Source organism: Candidatus Syntrophocurvum alkaliphilum (assembly GCF_009734445.1).
Classification (GTDB): domain Bacteria; phylum Bacillota; class Syntrophomonadia; order Syntrophomonadales; family Syntrophomonadaceae; genus Syntrophocurvum; species Syntrophocurvum alkaliphilum.
In genome coordinates this window covers 1067259-1087627 of sequence record NZ_CP046457.1, presented here as the reverse complement: position 1 = coordinate 1087627, position 20369 = coordinate 1067259, and the positions used below count along the sequence as shown (strand labels likewise).

At 32.2% G+C, this 20369-nt stretch carries 18 protein-coding genes; all 18 read left to right on the top strand.

Annotated features, from left to right (window positions below):
- Positions 1–43: 43 nt before the first annotated feature.
- The gene (locus SYNTR_RS05325; RefSeq protein ID WP_156203555.1) at positions 44–1243 is read left to right on the top strand and encodes a glycosyltransferase family 4 protein; all 1200 of its coding nucleotides are present in this window, start codon (positions 44–46) and stop codon (positions 1241–1243) included.
- A gap of 157 nt (positions 1244–1400) precedes the next feature.
- The gene (locus SYNTR_RS05320; protein ID WP_156203554.1) at positions 1401–2801 is read left to right on the top strand and encodes a MurT ligase domain-containing protein; all 1401 of its coding nucleotides are present in this window, start codon (positions 1401–1403) and stop codon (positions 2799–2801) included.
- Positions 2801–3538, top strand: a complete 738-nt coding sequence (locus SYNTR_RS05315; protein ID WP_197079206.1) for a type 1 glutamine amidotransferase — start codon at positions 2801–2803, stop codon at positions 3536–3538. Before SYNTR_RS05320 ends, SYNTR_RS05315 begins: the two co-directional genes overlap by 1 nt.
- An 84-nt stretch (positions 3539–3622) precedes the next feature.
- Positions 3623–4642: a polyprenyl synthetase family protein gene (locus SYNTR_RS05310; RefSeq protein WP_156203553.1), complete on the top strand. Its 1020-nt coding sequence runs from the start codon at positions 3623–3625 to the stop codon at positions 4640–4642.
- Positions 4614–5693 (top strand): tetraprenyl-beta-curcumene synthase family protein, encoded by a 1080-nt coding sequence (locus tag SYNTR_RS05305; protein WP_156203552.1) that lies wholly within the window; start codon positions 4614–4616, stop codon positions 5691–5693. The genes SYNTR_RS05310 and SYNTR_RS05305 overlap by 29 nt, the downstream gene beginning before the upstream one ends.
- Before the next feature lie 356 nt (positions 5694–6049).
- Entirely contained in the window at positions 6050–6445 is a 396-nt protein-coding gene (locus SYNTR_RS05300; RefSeq protein WP_156203551.1) for an RrF2 family transcriptional regulator, read from the top strand.
- A gap of 82 nt (positions 6446–6527) precedes the next feature.
- Complete coding sequence (gene hcp, locus SYNTR_RS05295; RefSeq protein WP_156203550.1) at positions 6528–8138, top strand: hydroxylamine reductase; 1611 nt, start codon at positions 6528–6530, stop codon at positions 8136–8138.
- 152 nt (positions 8139–8290) lie between these two features.
- Entirely contained in the window at positions 8291–8806 is a 516-nt protein-coding gene (locus SYNTR_RS05290; protein ID WP_156203549.1) for a CGGC domain-containing protein, read from the top strand.
- 12 nt (positions 8807–8818) lie between these two features.
- Positions 8819–9202, top strand: coding sequence for an ATP-binding protein (locus SYNTR_RS05285; protein WP_156203548.1), 384 nt, complete (start codon positions 8819–8821; stop codon positions 9200–9202).
- Between the two features lie 217 nt (positions 9203–9419).
- The gene (gene lspA / locus SYNTR_RS05280) at positions 9420–9866 is read left to right on the top strand and encodes a signal peptidase II (RefSeq protein ID WP_156203547.1); all 447 of its coding nucleotides are present in this window, start codon (positions 9420–9422) and stop codon (positions 9864–9866) included.
- On the top strand, positions 9857–10768 hold the full coding sequence (locus SYNTR_RS05275) for an RluA family pseudouridine synthase (RefSeq protein ID WP_156203546.1): 912 nt from the start codon (positions 9857–9859) through the stop codon (positions 10766–10768). The genes lspA and SYNTR_RS05275 overlap by 10 nt, the downstream gene beginning before the upstream one ends.
- Before the next feature lie 142 nt (positions 10769–10910).
- Positions 10911–11459, top strand: a complete 549-nt coding sequence (gene pyrR / locus SYNTR_RS05270) for a bifunctional pyr operon transcriptional regulator/uracil phosphoribosyltransferase PyrR (RefSeq protein ID WP_279285957.1) — start codon at positions 10911–10913, stop codon at positions 11457–11459.
- 128 nt (positions 11460–11587) lie between these two features.
- Positions 11588–12529 carry an aspartate carbamoyltransferase catalytic subunit gene (locus SYNTR_RS05265; RefSeq protein WP_156203545.1) on the top strand — a complete coding sequence of 314 codons (942 nt, stop codon included), beginning with the start codon at positions 11588–11590 and terminating at the stop codon, positions 12527–12529.
- The gene (locus SYNTR_RS05260; protein ID WP_156203544.1) at positions 12513–13799 is read left to right on the top strand and encodes a dihydroorotase; all 1287 of its coding nucleotides are present in this window, start codon (positions 12513–12515) and stop codon (positions 13797–13799) included. The genes SYNTR_RS05265 and SYNTR_RS05260 overlap by 17 nt, the downstream gene beginning before the upstream one ends.
- A 17-nt stretch (positions 13800–13816) precedes the next feature.
- Positions 13817–14881 carry a glutamine-hydrolyzing carbamoyl-phosphate synthase small subunit gene (carA, locus tag SYNTR_RS05255; protein WP_156203543.1) on the top strand — a complete coding sequence of 355 codons (1065 nt, stop codon included), beginning with the start codon at positions 13817–13819 and terminating at the stop codon, positions 14879–14881.
- Positions 14882–14910: 29 nt separating this feature from the next.
- Positions 14911–18123: a carbamoyl-phosphate synthase large subunit gene (gene carB, locus SYNTR_RS05250; protein ID WP_156203542.1), complete on the top strand. Its 3213-nt coding sequence runs from the start codon at positions 14911–14913 to the stop codon at positions 18121–18123.
- A gap of 366 nt (positions 18124–18489) precedes the next feature.
- Complete coding sequence (locus SYNTR_RS05245) at positions 18490–19278, top strand: dihydroorotate dehydrogenase electron transfer subunit (protein ID WP_156203541.1); 789 nt, start codon at positions 18490–18492, stop codon at positions 19276–19278.
- A 65-nt stretch (positions 19279–19343) separates the two neighbouring features.
- Positions 19344–20249 (top strand): dihydroorotate dehydrogenase, encoded by a 906-nt coding sequence (locus tag SYNTR_RS05240; protein WP_156204702.1) that lies wholly within the window; start codon positions 19344–19346, stop codon positions 20247–20249.
- The last annotated feature ends 120 nt before the right edge of the window (positions 20250–20369 follow it).

The following is a 20369-nucleotide window of genomic DNA, read 5'->3' as shown; positions in this document are numbered from 1 at the left end:
GGTTATAAATTCTAATTAAATTATTTTAAAGGAGGATGCCCGCATGAAAGTCGGGATATTCACCGATAGCTATAAACCATATACTAGTGGTGTAGTTACGTCAATATCTACATTTAAAGAGGAATTGGCTAGGCTTGGTCATGAAATCTATATTTTTGCACCTAGTTACCCTAATCATGAGGATACTGAAGAAAATGTGTATAGGTTTTATTCATTACCTTCACCTACTAATTCGGACTATACCTTAGCTATTCCTGTATTACCGGGACTAAATATGTTAGTAAAGAAACTTGATTTAGACATAATTCATGTTCACTCACCTTTTACAATGGGAAGGGTTGGATTGCGTTATGCTCGTAAATACCATCTTCCCATATTGTTTACATATCATACTTTATACGAACAGTATGTACATTATGTTCCTTTAGCGCAAGAACTTGCTAGAGAGGTTGCTATAAAATATAGTAGTCGTTTTTGTAATCAATGTGATCACATTATTGCACCATCTAATGAACTTAAAGATGTTTTAGAGGGGTATGAAGTGAAAAGTCCTATTTCAGTTATTCCAACTGGGGTTCCAATAAATAAGTTTAAAAATGTTAATGATAAAGATTGGTTATATAAACATTATAATATTCCTGAAAAAAATAAGATACTTTTATTTGTTGGTCGTTTAGCTAAAGAGAAAAATTTAGAATTTCTAATTGAATCATTTGCACAAATTAAAAATACAAAACCAAATACTACCCTAGTGATTACAGCCCAAGGTCCATTAGAAAATGAACTTAAAAAATTAACCTTAGATTTAGGTTTATCATTAGAACATGATGTTGTTTTTACCGGTGCATTACCTTTTGATACATTATTAAATGTATATAATTCAGCTGATTTGTTTGTATTTGCATCCGTAACGGAAACACAGGGCTTAGTATTAATTGAAGCTATGGCTGCTGGATTACCTGTAGTAGCGGTAAGTGCATATGGAGTTCAAGATATGGTAGATCATAATATCAATGGTTATCTTACTAAAAATGAAAAAAATGATTTTTCGCAGGCGGTTTGCTCAATTTTAAATAATAAAGAGTTATATGATCAAATGAAAAATAATGCAATTTTAAAAGCAGATGCTTTATCATCACAAAACATGGCTCGTAAACTTGAGGATTTGTATATAGAACTAGTATCCAAAAAACTCAAGCGTCAACGTAGATTAATTGATGTAGGTTCTTGGTTAGGATCTTAAAGTAGAATAAAATTTCTATTCTACTTTAATTAATATATAAAAAAATAAATTAGTTTTTAATTAAAGACCTGATATAATCTAAAACAGGTCTTTATTTTTGCATGTTTTAGCTTAGTTGTGCTAATCTTACTAGAAAAAAAAAGAATAGAGGTTTACTATGAAAGGTATTCGTAAAACATTAGCTATAATTACAGGAAAAATATTAATCCGCTTAAGTAAAATTTTAGGTAATCAAGGAACAGATTTCCCTGGAAAAATTGCTAGGAGGATATATCCTGAAATATTAACAGATTTAAGCGAAAACATAACTGATGAGATAGTTATTATAACTGGAACTAATGGTAAAACAACTACAAGTAATTTAGTAGCATCAATTTTAAAAGAAAAAAATATTAGTTTTGTGCACAATACTGCTGGTGCAAATTTAATAACAGGTATAACTACAGCATTTATAAAGGATATAGATATATTAGGTTATCGTGAATTTGAATACGCTGTATTAGAAACTGATGAAGCAAATGTTCCACTACTTTTAAATGAAATTACTCCTGGCCTTATACTTATAACAAATTTCTTCAGGGATCAGTCAGACAGATTTGGTGAGTTAGATAAAATTATAACCCTAATAAAAGATGCAGTTGATGATAAGCCCATAGACCTTGTGTTAAATTCCGATGATCCTTTAGCTACAAGCTTCGAAAGAGAACCAAGTTTATCTACATGGTTTTTTGGATTTGACAATACAATTTATGATACCAAAGAAAGTGTTGATATTAGGGAAGGAAGGCACTGTATTATTTGTGGTCAGGAACTAATTTATCATAGATTTCATTATGAGCAACTAGGAAAATATAAGTGTCCTAAATGTAAAAATAAAAATGCAGAAAGAAACTTTACTGTACATGATTTTAAGCTTGCACCAAATATAGAACTTAAGGTTAATGGAACTCAATTTAAAACAAACTTTCAAGGTTTTTATAATGCTTATAATATATTAGCAGCTGTATCATTAACAAAATTACTAGGCATAGAGATAGACTACATTGTGAGTGCAATAAATAAATACAAACCCCAAGCAGGTAGAATGGAGAGTTTTGAAATAAATGAGAAGGATGTTGTTTTAGTTTTAGTTAAAAATTCTGCAGGGTTTAATCAAGCTCTTTTTTCAATAACACAAGATTATGACTCCAAAACAATATTTTTTGCTTTAAATGATAACTCTGCAGATGGTACAGATGTATCTTGGATATGGGACGCTAATGTAGAGGGAATTTTTGAGAACAATAATGCTCCAACTCATATAGTTTGTACTGGAAAAAGAAGTGGTGATATAGCTGTTAGGTTTAAGTATTCAGGCTGCAGTGAAAACAAAATAACAATTGAAGCAGATCTTTCGAATGCAGTTAATCTTGCTATTAACTCTAGTTTGAAAAAAGTTTATATTATTTGTACGTATACAGCTTTATTTGAGGTAAGAGATATATTAATTAAAATGCAAGAACAATCAACAGGCAAAAGTAAAATTGATGAAAAACAATATCAAAGGGAGGAAGTCTAGTGGTTGAATTGACTATTGCTCATCTATATCCAGATTTAATGAATCTTTATGGGGATAGGGGTAATATTATCTCCCTTAAGAAACGAATAGAATGGTATGGATTTAAATGTAATATTAAAAATATATACTTAAGTGATGATGTTGATTTGGCTAACATAGATATGATTTTTATGGGTAGTGGTTCTAATAGAGAACAAAATTTGGTATATCTTGAACTAATCAAAAAAGCAGACAACCTCCTTAAAGAAATTGATAGAGGTTTGCCAGCTTTATTTATATGTGGTGCATACCAATTACTAGGCAACTCTTATAAAAATCTTGATGGAACTGAAGTAAATGGATTAAAGTTTTTTAATATATATACACTTGAACAGAAAAAGAGGTTAACTGGTGATATTTTAATTGAAAGTAAAATTAACAACGAAATAGTTGCGGTAGTGGGGTTTGAAAATCATGCAGGAAAAACATTTTTTGAAGATGATAAACTATTACCTTTTGGAACTGTAATTAAAGGATATGGAAATAACGGTGAGGATAACAAAGAGGGGCTATTATATAATAATTTAATTGGCACTAACCTTCATGGTCCATTACTGCCCAAAAATCCTAAAATAACTGATTATTTCATTAAAAATATGTTGCAGAACAAAGGGGTTGAACTTACTAATAATTTATTAAACGATGAATTAGAAATTTATGCAAATGAACAAACAAAAAAGAAAATTTTAGCAAAGTAAGAATAGACTTTAATCGTAATTGGCAGAATATTAGAAAATCCTTTTAAGGAGTGTTTAGCCATTAATACGAAAACAAGTCTTAAAATGTATCCATTCTCAGAAGAATTAATTATTAATAGAATAAAGGAAGTATTAATTACAGGTAATAACGAAATTGATAAAGTATTTACCTATATTCTAGAATCAAATGGTAAAATGCTAAGGCCAAGATTAATATTTTTAACTGCATCTCTTTATAATCATAAGCCTGAAGTTGTAAAGGATATAGCAGTAGCAGTAGAACTAATTCATTTGGCGTCTTTAATACATGATGATGTAATTGATAAATCTTTAAAAAGAAGAGGACGGGATAGTGTAAATGCAGTCTGGAATAACCAGGTAAGTGTTCTTGCTGGAGACTATCTGTTTGCAACAGCATTTAATTTAATTAATCGGTATGGATTGCCTAGTGTATTAGAGAATATTACAGAGACTATTCAAACCATGTGTGCTGGTGAAATTAATCAAATGGCACTTGCTTATAACTTAGATATTAATGAAGATGATTATTATCTTAAAACCTACCAAAAAACTTCCTGCCTGTTTGCTTCTAGTAGTAAAATTGGTGCATTAATTAGTTCGGCACCTAAAAGTGAAGTTATAGCACTTGAAAACTTTGGTAAAAATTTAGGTTATGCGTATCAAATAATTGATGATGTGCTAGACTTTGTTTCTGATAGTCAATTATTAGGAAAGCCAGCTGGAAACGACCTGATACAGGGTAATATTACGCTTCCAGTTATATATGCATTGAAAAATGAAGGGTATTCCCAAATTACTAAAACCCTTATACAGGAATGTCAAATACCTGAAAAAATGGATTTACTTATAGATGTACTTTGGGAATCTAAATCTATAGATCAAAGTGTTTTAACATCTCAAGAGTTTTTAAATTTGGGTGTAAATCATATCAGCACATTAGCTAATAGCACTGTGCGTAAAGAATTAGAATTGTTAGCGTATCGTATGCTAGAACATTATTATAAAAAGATTAAAAAAGTTAATATGATAGCTAAAAAGGGGGCTGTGCAAAAAAATGGAACTGCCTGCAGCCTTAACTACTAAAAAAGAAAATTATACAGGAATGCACCAAGTCAAATTGCTATATAACTATATATCAAAAACATTACCAACAGTTAAAAAACTATTAACGTATTGGGAGATGCAATCTCAAAACATAATTGATGATGAACTGAAAAAACAAGCACAATGTAGCTTGAAAAACAAAGCTTTTCACTGTCAAGGTGGAGCTGTATTTGCAACTCCTTATGTTAAATGGGAGTCAAATCTCCTAAGGTTTATCGTAGCATATCAAACAATATGTGATTACTTAGATAATCTTTGCGATAGAGCTAATTGTACTGATGAAGTGGCTTTTAAGAGATTACATGAATCATTAATTGATGCCCTTACTCCAAGTGAGCCTCTTAAAGAGTATTATGAAAGTTATCCCCAAAAAGAAGATTATAACTACCTAAACAATTTGGTTTTAGAATGTCAATCAATAATTAAACATCTACCTTCATATCATATTGTTTATGAAGATATAATGACCCTTGCAAATTACTATATAGACTTACAGGTTAAAAAACATATGTTATTAGATATTAGAGAAGATATCCTGAAAAAATGGGCTAATGGCCATATAAATAAATTTGAAGAAATTTATTGGCAGGAATTTTCCGCAGCAAGTGGCTCAACCTTAGCTATCTTTGCTTTAATTGGTCTTGCAACCGAACGAAATGTAACAGTAGAGCAAAGCAAAGAAAAAATGAATACCTATTTTCCTTGGATATGTGGATTACATATACTTCTGGATTACTTTATAGATCATGAGGAAGATAAAAAAGGTGGAGATTTAAATTTTACATTTTACTATAAAGATAATCACGAAATGGTAGAAAGACTTAAATTTTTTATTGATCAATCACACAAAGCAGCTAATCAAAGTCCATTTGAAAAAACAGTAGTCGAAGGTCTTTTAGCAATGTATTTATCAGATAAAAAAGTTGTAGAACAAGACTACACTCATATAGCAAATGAGTTGTTAGATCAATCTGGCAAGTCAGCATGGAAGACATTTAAACTATGTTCACAAGTAAGAAAATTTTTGTAATATACGTCTCCCCTGATATATAAAAAAATATAAATTTAATATTGATTCCACTGCCAAAAAGCTAAACTTAGAGTATGGAATCGGCTGAGCAAACATGTTTATCACGCCGCTCATCGGTCTTTACCTTCATTTTAGCTTAGCACTTATTATCTAAAATGATTTTTTATTTATACTTAGCCGTGATCTATGCACCACGCCTTGCTATTCGGGACTTAGATAAACATGTTTACTCAGCCTTAAGTTTGTTGTAGTTACTTTTTGCAACAGAATCAATATTGCAAAATTATTAGGGATTTGATATTCTGAATATAGACAAAGGGGACAAAAATAGTACACAATAGAATAAGGTGAAATTAATGCAAATAACAAGACAAAGTGAATATGCTATTAAAACCCTAATTGAAATTGCTAAAGCTCCTTTTGGAGAAGTTCTTTCAACAAAATTTATAGCAGAACAGCAAGATATCCCAGAAGATTTTTTAAAAAAAACTATTAAATTATTAAGTATGGGTGATTTAGTTACAACACAAAGAGGAACACGGGGTGGTGTTCGACTAGCCAAACCAGCTGAAAAAATTACTGTAGCTGATATAGTTTCATCAATTGAAGGGCCTATTGCGTTGAATGTTTGCTTATCCCCCGGATATGAATGTCCTAATAAATCGAATTGTAAAGTTTCGGGAGTTTTAGCTAAAGCCCAACATGCTATGTTAAAAGAACTAAAAAATGTTACATTAGACGAGCTTGTTTAAAAAGTTTTAATTGTGGACAAAAAAGGTCTTAAAGGTAAACTAGGTCCCCTTGAATAAAATTAAGTGTTTGGGAGGAATTAATATGTTTTGTAATCAATGTGAACAAACAGCAAAAGGAATAGCATGTGAAGTTAAAGGAGTTTGTGGGAAAAATGCAGAAGTTTCAGCTCTACAAGATTTAGTATTATGTTCAGTAAAGGAATTATCCGTTTTAGCAAATGAAGCTAAAGAAAAAGGATTAGAACTCGAAAAATTTAATCGCTTTACTATCGAATCAATTTTTACAACCTTAACTAATGTTAATTTTGACTCAAATAGCCTAGCTAAGTATGTACTTGATGTACAATTCTTAGCTAATGAATTAGCACAACAAATACAAAAGCCAGTACCTGAATTTTTTAATAAGATTACTCAAGCCAAATCAACCAAAGAATTAGAATTATTAGGAGAAGAGTTTAGGCTAATTATAGATGAAAATGCTACTGAAGATATTCAATCCTTACAACAAATACTAATATATGGTATTAAGGGTGTAGCTGCCTATGCATATCATGCTTATGTTTTAGGTAATGAAGATGAGAGAATTTATAGCTTTATTCATGAAGCATTAGCTACTATTAATAGAGATAGATCATTAGCTGAGTGGGTTGAATTAGTACTAAAATGTGGTGAAATAAATCTAATCGCAATGGAAATATTAGATGATGCTAATACTAAAACTTATGGTCATCCAGTACCTACTAGTGTTCCTTTAGGACAAAAGAAGGGTAAAGCTATATTGGTGTCAGGGCACGATTTAAAGGATTTATTTGATTTACTAAAGGCGACAGAGGGTAAGGGTATAAACATATATACCCATGGTGAAATGTTACCTGCTCATGGTTATCCAGAACTTAAAAATTTTAGTCATTTCTATGGCCACTATGGGACAGCATGGCAAAATCAAAGAAAAGAGTTTGTTGATTTTCCAGGACCAATTTTAATGACTACAAACTGCATACAAGAGCCAAAAGACAGTTATATAGATAGCATATTTACAACGGGAACAGTTGCATGGCCAGGAGTTACACATGTGGAAAATGGTCAGTTTGATAAACTTATAGATAAAGCACAGCAAATGCCTGGTTTTGAAGAAGATATAGATAAAGGTGAAGTAATGACAGGTTTTGCTAGAAATGCTGTATTATCTGTTGCAGATAAGATAGTAGAGGGTGTTAAACAAGAAAAAATTAAACACTTCATGTTAGTTGGTGGATGTGATGGAATTAAATCGGACAGAAATTACTACACAGAACTAGTCGATAGGTCACCTAAAGATACTGTAATCCTAACACTTGGTTGTGGAAAATTCCGTTTCTTTGACCACAAAATTGGTGAAATAGATGGAATACCAAGGTTGTTAGATATTGGTCAGTGTAATGATGCTTATTCAGCTGTTAAAATAGCATTAGCACTTGCAGAAGCATTTGAATGTGGAGTAAATGATTTGCCATTATCATTAGTACTATCTTGGTATGAGCAAAAAGCAGTATCTATACTTTTAACTCTATTATATTTAGATATTAAAGATATTAGATTAGGTCCATCTCTACCAGCATTTATTAGTGAAGGTGTATTAAATGTATTAGTTGAAAACTATGGTATAAAACCTATTAGTACTGTTGAAGAAGATTTACAAACTATCTTAGGATAATTAATAATAGGAAGCACAGGAAGGAAGTAAGGGGCGGGGAAGCAAGGGGACGGTTCTTTTGCTTCCTTTTTTAGGAAGCAAAAGAACCGTCCCCTTGCTTCCCCCGTCCCGTGCTTCCCTTAGTTTCATAACACCAAATAGGAGGGGGAAAAATGTACTGGGAAGAGGATGCATTAAAAGAATTGAAAAAAGTTCCAGCAATGTTTAGGGGTATAGCAAAAAAAGCAGTAGAAAATGCAGCGTATTCTGAGGGTAAAAATAATATTACTGCTGAGGATGTTACAAAGAGTAGAGAAAATTATCTTAAATTTGCTGAAAAATCTGTTGAGAATAAAGAAAACAAAACTAGGATTGCAGTTGTTCGTTGTGAAACTGTATCAGAAGTTTGTCCCGGTACAGCATGTTTTAAAGCCTTTAATATGCGTGAGCAAGCTTTTAAAGAGTATGAAAATGATGTAGAGATAATCGGTTTTATCACCTGTGGAGGATGTCCGGGACGAAGAATATCAAGACTTGTAAATAGTCTTAAAAAGTTTGGGTTAGATGCAATTCACTTATCATCTTGTATGCTCCTAGATGGAAACTATCCAAAATGTCCACATATTGACGAGATAAATGAAATGCTAAAAAGTAAAGAAATACGCATTATTAAAGGAACTCATCATTAGAGGGGAGTTATTATGGTGTTAGTAAAAAGAACTATTGTTAAAATTGATGAAGAATTGTGTGATGGCTGTGGGGCTTGCATTAGTCCATGTGCAGAAGGTGCACTAACATTAATAGATGGAAAGGCTAAAATAATTCGAGAGGAACTATGTGATGGGGCAGGGTTCTGTATAGGTGTTTGTCCTACTGGTGCACTTACTTTAGAGGAAAGAGTAGCGGAAGAATTTTCTGAGTTAGAGGTAGAAAAAAACTTGAGGCAGTCTAATACAACTTATATACCTCAAAAGTGTAATTTTTGTAGTAACACAGAAGATAATAAATATCTTCTGCCTATAAAGCACAAAGGTGAATCAATGTGGTGTTGTACAAGATGTTTACCAAGGTTAATACATGGTTAATTGATGCATAAATAAGTCTATAAAATCATTATATAGAACAATAATATTAGATTAAGATTAGCAAGTTTGTTTTAGTATAACCAATATAAATAGATTAATATAAATCAAGAAACATGATATGTTTCTTGATTTTTTTATAAATTATTGTTTTGCTAGTTTATGAGGTTAGTGGTAATATATGCTTAGTCTAAAATGATTATGTGGAGGTACTATTATATTGAGATTTTGGTTAACTGTGGCAATAATTCTTATTTTTGATCAAGTTTCCAAATATTTAATTATCACAAATATGAGCCTAGGACAAAGTATTCCAGTAATAAGTGGAATTATAAATTTTACCTATATACATAATCCAGGAGCAGCATTTGGCATGCTAGCTGGTAAATCATGGGTCTTTTATATATCTGCAATTATAGTAATTAGTGCACTAACTTTTTATTATTTAAAATACTCAACGCCATTTTATGCTGTAATTGCTATGGGACTTATAGTTGGAGGCTCAATAGGGAACTTTATTGATAGAATCAGGTTTGATTCTGTTGTAGATTTTATTGATTTGGGATGGTGGCCAATTTTTAATATAGCTGATATTGCCATAGTAGTTGGTGGTATTGTTTTAATTATTTATCTGTTTGTTGAAAGAAGTGAAGAGGAATGGAATTAATAACTTTATTGGTTGAAGATAATATGGATGGAGAAAGACTTGATTTTTTTATTTCTGAACAGATTGATGATATTTCTCGTACTATGATAAAAAACATTATTGATGAAAAAAAGGTTAAAGTAAATGGAGAGAGTAAAAAAGCAAGTTATAAAGTAAACATAGGTGATGAGATAATAGTTGAGCTAGAAGAACCACGTGAGGTTGATATAATACCTCAAAATATTCCACTTGATATAATATATCAAGATTCAGATATTGTGGTAATAAATAAACCTAAAAATATGGTTGTACATCCTGCTCATGGTAACTGGGATAATACCTTGGTAAATGCTTTGTTGTATCATATAAAAGATTTATCTGGTATTAATGGTGAAATTAGGCCAGGTATAGTACATAGACTAGATAAAGATACTTCAGGAGTAATGGTAGTAGCTAAACATGATACAGCTCATAGAAATATTGCTTTACAAATAAAAAATCATACTATTAATAGAGAATATATTGCACTAGTTCATGGAATTATAAAAGAAAACCTAGGAACAATTGATGCACCAATTGGAAGAAGTAAAAAAGATCGTAAAAAAATGGCGGTTATAGGTGAAGGTAAAGAAGCATTAAGTAATTATGAAGTGTTGAATAGATATAAGGATTATACATTACTTAAAGTTAAGCTACTAACTGGCAGAACTCATCAAATAAGAGTTCATTTTTCTTATATTAAACACCCTGTAGTTGGAGATCCTTTATATAGTTCTGGAAAAAACCCATTTGGCTTAGAATCACAAGCATTACATGCTCATCTATTAGGCTTTAATCATCCTAGTACTGATAAGTATGTTGAATTTAAAAGTGAACTACCTGATGATTTGAAATGTATACTTGAAAGTTTAGTTAATAAATGATTGACATATAATTTAGGTTTGTATAAAATCATTTAGGAACCTTTAAGTTGGCCCCGTGAGGCTAGCAAGGATAGTGGGATATCTATGCCTGCCTTCGGTCAAACGAATGGCAGGCTTTTTGTTTTAGAAGGAGGATGAGCATATGAAAATGCGTGAAAAGAATTCCATAATGGATGAAGTTGCAATGAAAAGAGCTCTTACTCGTATAGCCCACGAAATAATAGAAAAAAATAAAGGTGTAGATAACATAGCTATTATTGGTATTAGAAGAAGAGGTGGTCCGTTAGGTGAACGTATAGTAGATGCTATAGAACAAATAGAAGGGGTGAAAGTCCCTTCAGGAGTTCTAGATATAACACTTTATCGCGATGATCTAACTACTTTGGCTGAACAGCCTTTAGTACATAGAACAGAAGTTAATTTTAATATAAAAGGAAAAAACGTAGTTTTAGTAGATGATGTACTATTTACTGGAAGAACTGTTAGAGCTGCCCTAGATGCATTAATTGATTTAGGTAGACCACAGTCAATTCAATTGGCGGTTCTAGTAGACCGAGGCCATCGAGAATTACCAATAAAAGCTGATTATATAGGAAAAAATGTTCCCACCTCTAAAAAAGAAGTTATCTCAGTTTATGTTAAGGAACTAGACGGAAAAGATGAGGTGGTTATACAAGAATTTGTGGATTAGAATACCCTTTAAATTTGTCCAGAGAGGCAGCAAGGGGTAAGACCTTAAAGAGGCATAAAGCCTTCCTTGCTGGCATGGACAAGGAAGGCTTTTTTTATAGCCTAAAAATATTAAGGAGGCTTATAAGTGTGAAATTAGAACAAAGAAAAGACTTATTAGGATTAAGAGAATTAAGCAAAGAAGAAATTGAATCTATTATTGATACTGCTGTTCCAATGAAAGATATTATTAAAAGAGATATTAAGAAAGTACCTACACTAAGGGGTAAAGCCTTAATAACAGTTTTTTATGAGAATAGTACTAGAACTAGAACATCATTTGAGATTGCTGGGAAATATTTAAGTGCTGATACTGTTAATCTTGGAGTTTCTAGTAGTAGTGTACAAAAAGGAGAAAGCTTAAGAGATACAATAAAAACTTTAGAGGTAATGGGTTTTGATTTAATGGTTATGCGACATGCTATGAGCGGAACCCCTCATTATGTAAGTAAAAACACAAATATAAGAATAATAAATGCAGGTGATGGTGCTAATGAGCATCCTACCCAAGCTTTATTAGATATGTATACGATAAAAGAGAAAAAAGGTACTTTAGAAGGACTTAAGGTTGCTATTATTGGGGATATACTTCATAGCAGAGTAGCTAGGTCTAATATATATGGATTAAGTAAATTTGGTTGTGAAATTAGAGTAGTTGCTCCATCAACATTAATGCCTAAAGAAGTAGAAAAACTAGGTGTTAAACCATATTATAGTCTTGATGAAGCATTAGAAGGTGTTGATGTAGTAAATATATTAAGACTTCAAAAAGAAAGACAACAACAGGCTTTGTTTCCCACATTAGATGAGTATGCAAGTCTCTATATAATAAATGAAGACAAGCTATCTAGAGCTAAGGAAGATGTATTAGTATTACATCCTGGACCAATGAATAGAGGGATTGAAATTTCTAGTCGTATTGCAGATAGCACACAAGCACTTATTAATGAACAAGTTACTAATGGAGTAGCAGTAAGAATGGCATTATTGTTCTTGATGATGGGAGGTTCACGCAATGAAATTGCTAATTAAGGGTGGAAAAGTATTAGATCCTATTAATAATATTGATGATGTTATGGATGTATTAATTACAGATGGGAAAATAACTACAGTGCAAAAAAACATTAATGATAATGAAGCAGAAATTATTGATGCTACTGATAAAATTGTATGCCCTGGCTTTATTGACTTACATGTCCATTTCCGAGAGCCAGGACTTGAGTACAAAGAAGACATAACATCAGGTTCTGAAGCAGCAGCTGTAGGTGGCTTTACAACTGTTTGTTGCATGCCTAATACTAACCCGGCTATAGATAATGGGTCAGTTGCTGTTTATATAAAAGACAGAGCAGACAAGACAGGGTTAGTTAATGTTTTTCCAATAGGTAGTATTACAAAAGGGCAAGAGGGAAAAGAGCTAAGTCCTATAGCTGAACTAATTTCTGCAGGATGTGTTGCTATATCAGAAGATGGCCACACAGTAGCTAGCTCTAAAATTATGCGTAATGCTTTGGAGTATTCAAAAATGTTTGATTTACCTGTAATGTGTCATTGTGAAGATAAGCAATTATCAAGAGAAGGGCAAATGCATGAAGGGTATTTTTCTACAATTTATGGGCTAACAGGGATTCCAGCTGAGGCAGAGGATGTAATTGTTGCTCGTGATATAATGCTTTCTCGTTTGACTGGAGCTAAAGTACACTTTTGTCATGTTTCAACCAAAGGTGCGGTTGAATTAATTAGTCAAGCAAAGGAAGAAGGTTTGAATGTTACCTGTGAAGTTACACCACATCATTTAATACTATCTGATGAAATAGTAGGAGATTATGATACAGATACTAAAGTAAGCCCACCATTAAGATCACAAGAACATATTGAAGCACTTATAGAAGGTATAAAAGATGGCACAATAGATTGTATAGCTACTGATCACGCACCACATCATTTTGAAGGTAAGGATTGTGAATATGATTTAGCCGATTTTGGTATATCAGGATTAGAAACAGCTATAGCAGTAATAATGGATAAATTAGTTGATAATAACATAATTACAATAACCAAAATGGTTGAACTAATGGCAGTAGAGCCAGCATCAATCTTAGGTATTGATAAGGGTACTTTAAATGAAGGTAATTTAGCAGATATAACTATTATAGATCCAGAATTAACAAAAGATGTTGATACCAATAATTTTTATTCAAAAGGAAAAAATACACCTTTTAAAGGAAGCACACTAAAAGGCTGGCCAATTATGACTATTGTAAATGGAAGAATAGTTGCGCACGATGGTGTTGTTATATGAGGAGTGTTTGATAACAAATGAAAGGCTATTTGGTTTTAGAAAACGGAAGAGTATTTGAGGGAAAGCTACTAAATGATTGTAGTATGGCTAATGGAGAAGTAGTTTTTAGTACAGCAATGATAAGTTATCAGGATATTATTACAGATCCTTCATATTTTGGTCAAATTGTAGTTATGACGTATCCTTTGGTGGGTAATGTTGGTTTTAACGAAAAAAGCTTTTCATCTCGCTTGGCAATGGTTAAAGGATTGGTGCTTAGGGAAGCTACTGATTTTCCAAGTCATTATGAAATGGAAATGGATTTGATAAGCTTTTTAAATGAAAGTGAAATACCTGTATTAACAGAGGTCGATACAAGAGCTTTAACCAAATTTATTAGAAGTGAAGGTATTATGGGTGGAATAATAACTCACAATATTGATAATAAAAAGCGGCTTATAAACCAAGCAAAAAAAGCATCAGAAGAATTAACTGGTGATTTGGTGCGTTATGTAACCAGAAAAAATGTGATGAAATATAGTAGTGGTCAAAAACGCATAGTACTACTTGATCTAGGAACTAAAAGAGGTGCATTAGAATCATTAATTAAGAGAGGGCTTGAGATAATAGCAGTACCTGCAACTTATGAATTAGAAGACATAATGTCACTAAAACCAGAAGGAGTCTTTATATCAGATGGACCTGGGGATCCTGAGGCTATTAAATCCGTAATTGAAACAACACGAGACTTAATAGGAAAGCTCCCTATATTTGGTGTTGGACTAGGACACCAAGTTTTAGCACTAGCTTTAGGAGCTAAAACATTTAAATTGGCTTATGGACATCGTGGTACTAATCATCCAGTAAAAGATTTAAGTAATAATAGAGTATATATAACAACTCAAAATCATGGTTATGCTGTTTTAGAAAGTTCGATTAATCATTCTGAATTAGAAATAACACTTCGAAGCTTAAATGATAATAGTCTTGAAGGAATAAAACACAAAAACTTACCTGTTTTTTCAGTACAATTTGATCCTGAAGGATTTCCTGGCTATAGTGAGACAGGATTTTTTTATGATAAATTTGTTGAGTTGCTTTAATTCCTGTAATTTGATACGGAGGAGATTATATGCCTATAAATAATGATTTGAAAAAAGTTATGGTAATAGGTTCAGGACCTATTATTATAGGTCAAGCAGCAGAGTTTGATTATGCAGGTACCCAGGCTTGTAGAGCATTAAAAGATGAAGGAATTGAAGTTGTTTTATTAAATAGTAATCCTGCTACTATAATGACTGATGCTGATATAGCAGAACGTGTTTATATTGAACCTATAACAGTACAAACAGTAAAAAAGATTATAGATAAAGAAAAACCTGATGGTTTAATTGCATCACTAGGGGGACAGGTAGGGCTAAACATGGCTCTTTCATTAAGTGATGAAGGAATTTTAGAAGAGACAGGTGTTCCATTACTAGGAACTCCTCTTATAGCTATTAAAAAAGCAGAAGATAGAGATTTATTTAAACAAACAATGGAAGAAATAGATGAGCCGATGGTTGAAAGCGAAATTGTAAACTCAGTAGATGAGGCAGTTATGTTTGCTGATTCTATTGGATACCCATTAATTATAAGACCAGCATACACATTAGGTGGTACAGGTGGGGGTACAGCCCATAACGAAGAAGAATTACGTACTATTGTTTATCGTGGATTAAAAAGTAGTCCCATAAATCAAGTATTAGTAGAAAAAAGTATAGCAGGTTTTAAGGAAATAGAATTTGAGGTTATGCGAGATCATAACGATAATTGTATAACCATATGTAGTATGGAAAATATAGATCCAGTAGGTATACATACTGGAGATAGTATTGTGGTTGCACCTGCACAAACTTTAACTGATGAAGAGTATCAAATGTTAAGGGCTTCTGCAATCAAGATGATTAGACATCTAAAAATAGCTGGTGGCTGTAATGTTCAGTATGCCTTAGACCCATTTAGCAAAAAATATTATGTTATTGAAGTTAACCCTAGAGTAAGTCGCTCTAGTGCTTTAGCTTCAAAAGCAACTGGCTATCCAATAGCTAAAGTAACTACCAAAATAGCAATCGGCTATAACCTTGATGAAATACCTAATGAAATAACTGGAAAAACAACAGCATGTTTTGAACCTGCAATAGATTATGTAGTTTTAAAAGTACCGCGTTGGCCATTTGATAAATTTGTGTTTGGTGATCGCAAATTAGGCACACAAATGAAGGCTACTGGTGAAGTCATGGCTATAGATAGGAGCTTTGAAGCTGCTTTCCTTAAGTCGATTCGTTCTCTTGAAATAGGGATAAAAGGGTTAATTTTACCAGAATTAATTGAATTGAATAATAAACAGCTTATAGAACGCTTAAAATTTGCCGATGATGAAAGAATATTTATCCTTGCTGAAGCATTTAACCGTGGATTTACCATTGATGAGATATGGGATATTACTAAAATAGATAAATACTTCTTAAAAAAGATAAAAAATATTATAGATTTTACAGATCGTTTAGCCAAAAAAGATCTAACAGAAAAAATTTTGAAAGAAGCAAAGAAGATAGGTTTTTCCGATTTTGAAATAGCAAAAATAAAAGGCTTAAATGAAGATGAAATTAGAAAAGTGAGAAATGATAATTTAGTTACACCAACATATAAATTAGTTGATACTTGTGCAGCAGAGTTTGATGCAGAGACACCTTATTTTTATTCATGTTATGAAGAAGAAAATGAAGCCTTACATGACCCTAATGCTAAAAAGGTTTTAGTTATAGGAAGTGGCCCTATTCGCATTGGGCAAGGCATAGAATTTGATTACTGTTCAGTTCACTGTGTCTGGGCACTTAAAGATGCTGGCATGAAGGCAATTATAGTAAACAACAATCCTGAAACAGTTAGTACAGATTTTGATACTTCAGATAGATTATACTTTGAACCACTTATCTATGAAGATGTTATGAATATTATAGAGGAAGAAAAACCTGAAGGAGTTATAGTACAATTTGGTGGTCAAACTGCTATAAACTTAGCTAAACCATTAGATAATGCTGGAGTTAAAATACTTGGGACAACTAATGATAGCATAGATAGAGCTGAAGATCGTGATCGTTTTGATGCTCTAGTTGAAGAACTAGACATTCCACGCCCGCCAGGAAAAACAGCGGTATCCTTTGAAGAGGCAGTTAAAATTGCCAATAAGATTGATTATCCTGTCTTAGTAAGACCATCCTATGTTCTTGGTGGAAGAGCTATGGAAATAGTATACAATGAAGAAGAGCTTAAGCAATATATGGAAAATGCAGTTAAAATAAATAGAGAATACCCTGTTTTAGTTGATAAATATTTACTAGGTAAAGAGGTAGAAGTAGATGCGGTTTGTGATGGTAAAGAAGTTTTGATACCAGGTATAATGCAGCATATTGAAAGAGCTGGAGTTCATTCTGGTGATAGTATGGCAGTATATCCACCTTATGATTTAAGTGAAGAGATAAAAAATAAAGTTGTAGATTATACTACTAAAATTGGCCTTGCATTAGATGTACGAGGACTTATAAATATCCAGTTTGTTGAGTATGATAATGAGCTTTACGTATTAGAAGTTAATCCCCGTTCAAGCCGTACAATTCCTATAATAAGTAAGGTTACCGGAGTACCAATGGTGAAATTAGCCACAGAAATTATATTAGGAAAAACTTTGCAAGATTTAGGATATAACGGGGGAATAATACCTGAATTAGATTTTTATGCAGTAAAAGTTCCGGTGTTTTCATTTAACAAATTAGATAATGTTGATATTAGTTTAGGACCTGAAATGAAGTCAACAGGTGAAGTGATGGGAATAGATAGATCGCTAAAAACCGCTATATACAAAGGACTTTTAGCTGCAGGCACAAACATACCAAGTAAAGGCACAATTGTTGCAACTATAGCAGATAAAGATAAATTAGAGGCCATACCAATATTAATAGAGTTTACTAAACTAGGTTTTAGGGTTTTAGCAACTGAAGGAACTGCTAATGCTTTAGCAGAAGAAGGGGTAGAAGTTGAAACTGTTAAGAAGATTAAAGAAGGTTCACCAAATATAGTTGATCTAATTAGACAAGGTGAGGTTGACTTAGTTGTAAACACATTAACTCATGGTAGAAAACCTTTTAGTGATGGTTTTAATATAAGAAGAGCAACTGTTGAGTTAAATGTGCCTTGTTTAACCTCGCTTGACACGTTAAAGGTTATGCAAGAGGTTATAGAAGAGGGCGAAAACATAGCTGAAGTAAAAATCAATTCTATACAGGATTATGTTAAAATTAACTAAGATTCTACTGCAAAAACCTTATTATCGAAGTAAACATTGAATAATTATAAATGCTCTTGTATGAATATTATTCTACGCAGTAGAATCAATTTTGAATTTTAAATTTTTAATTCTTAATTAATGATGAAAAGTAAAGCTTTTCTATATATTATATGATATCAATAATAAAGGGAAACTTTGTTTCCCAACCTCAATTAAAAATTAAGAATTGAGAATTAAGAATTGATTCCACTACCAAAACATATTTGCAAAGCAAACGATGAATAATTATAAATAGTTTTGCATAAAGGTTGAAAACGTAAGAGAGTATAGTTGAACTTTAAGTTATAAAGTAGCAAAAAATAAATTATAAATGGGGGTAATTATATGCCTTCTCTGGCAAATGGATTGGTTGTAGGGCATAGGAAACTTAGTAAGGATATGTACGAATTAGAATTCATAGCACCAGAAATTGCCAATGAATGTAAGCCCGGTCAATATATCAACCTTAAAGTTGGTAATGAGCTTGATCCTTTACTAAGAAGACCACTAAGCCTTTATGATGTAGATAAAAGGTTAGGTAGTATAACTTTGCTTTATAAAGTTGTAGGAAAAGGGACCCAAATATTAACTCGAACTAAAGTAAAAGAATATGTAGATGTTATGGGCCCACTCGGTAGAGGTTTTAAAATACTAGAAGAAAAAAGTAATGCTTTACTTATTGGAGGTGGAGTAGGTATTGCTCCATTAGTATATTTAGCTAGAGTGCTTAAAGATAATAATTGCAATGTTCAAGTACTTCATGGAACAGACACAAAAAACAATTTGGTTGATTTTAATAAATTAGAAGAAATTGGTGTTGAATATATCCTAGCAACTGATGATGGAAGTTTTGGATTTAAAGGTTTTGTTACTGATTTTTTAAAGGAAAAAATTAACCCTAAAGAAATAGATTATATATATTGTTGTGGTCCTGAACCAATGATGGCAGAAGTGGCTAAATATGCTCTGGTAAATAATATTGATGGTGAAGTTTCACTTGAAGAACATATGGCTTGTGGAGTAGGTGCATGTCTAGGATGTGCTCGCAAACTAAAAAGTAAAGATGAATTATATGTTAAGGTTTGTAAAGATGGACCTGTATTTAATATTAATGAAGTGGAACTTAACAAATAGTTTTAATCTTAAACTTCTGATAGGAGGTTAACACCTTGAAAAAAAATGAGGACAAAAGCCCTGAAATGATCGTTAACTTAGGGGGGCTTAGACTAAATAATCCTGTAACTGTAGCATCAGGAACATTTGGTTATGGTAGAGAATATGAGGACTATGTAGATATAAGCAAAATTGGTGGGATTATAGTAAAAGGTACTACACTAGAGGCACGCCCTGGTAACCCACCACAGAGAATATTTGAAACACCTGCAGGAATGCTAAATGCCATAGGTCTAGAAAACCCAGGTATTGATGTTTTTTTAAATGAGTTTTTACCTGAATTAGTTGAAAGAAATGTTACAGTTATAGCTAATATTGCAGGAAATATAGTAGAAGAATATGCTGAGGTAACTAGAAGAATAGAAAAACATAAAGGCATAGCCGCAATAGAACTTAATATTTCATGTCCTAATGTAAAACAAGGAGGATTGCAATTTGGAACTGATCCTAAAGCAGTGAAAGATGTAGTTAAAGCAGTAAAATCTGAAACCTCTATACCAGTAATACCAAAGTTATCACCTAATGTTACTGATATTGTAGAAATTGCCAAAGCAGCAGAAGCTGGTGGCGCTGATGCCTTATCTATGATAAACACATTAATGGGTATGGCAGTTGATATAAATACAAGAAAACCAGTTTTAGGAAACATATTTGGGGGATTGTCGGGTCCAGCAATTAAACCTGTTGCATTAAGAATGATTTATCAAGTTTATAAGGAAGTAGACTTACCGATTCTTGGCGGTGGAGGCATAATGAATGTAAATGATGCACTAGAGTTTATAATGGTTGGTTCTTCTGCTATATCTATTGGTACAGGAAACTTTGTAAATCCTCAAATTGCTGAAGATATAATAACAGGACTAAGAGATTACTTAGAAGCGAATAGCATAACTTCAATAGAAGATATAGTAGGTGTAGCTGTACAAAGATAAAACTTATTTTTGGGACATGAGGACAAGGTACCTGTTCTCATGTCCGGGTTTATTTTTGTTTGTACATTGACTCACTTGCTTAATTGAATAATACTATAATTATATTTAATACAGTAAAAG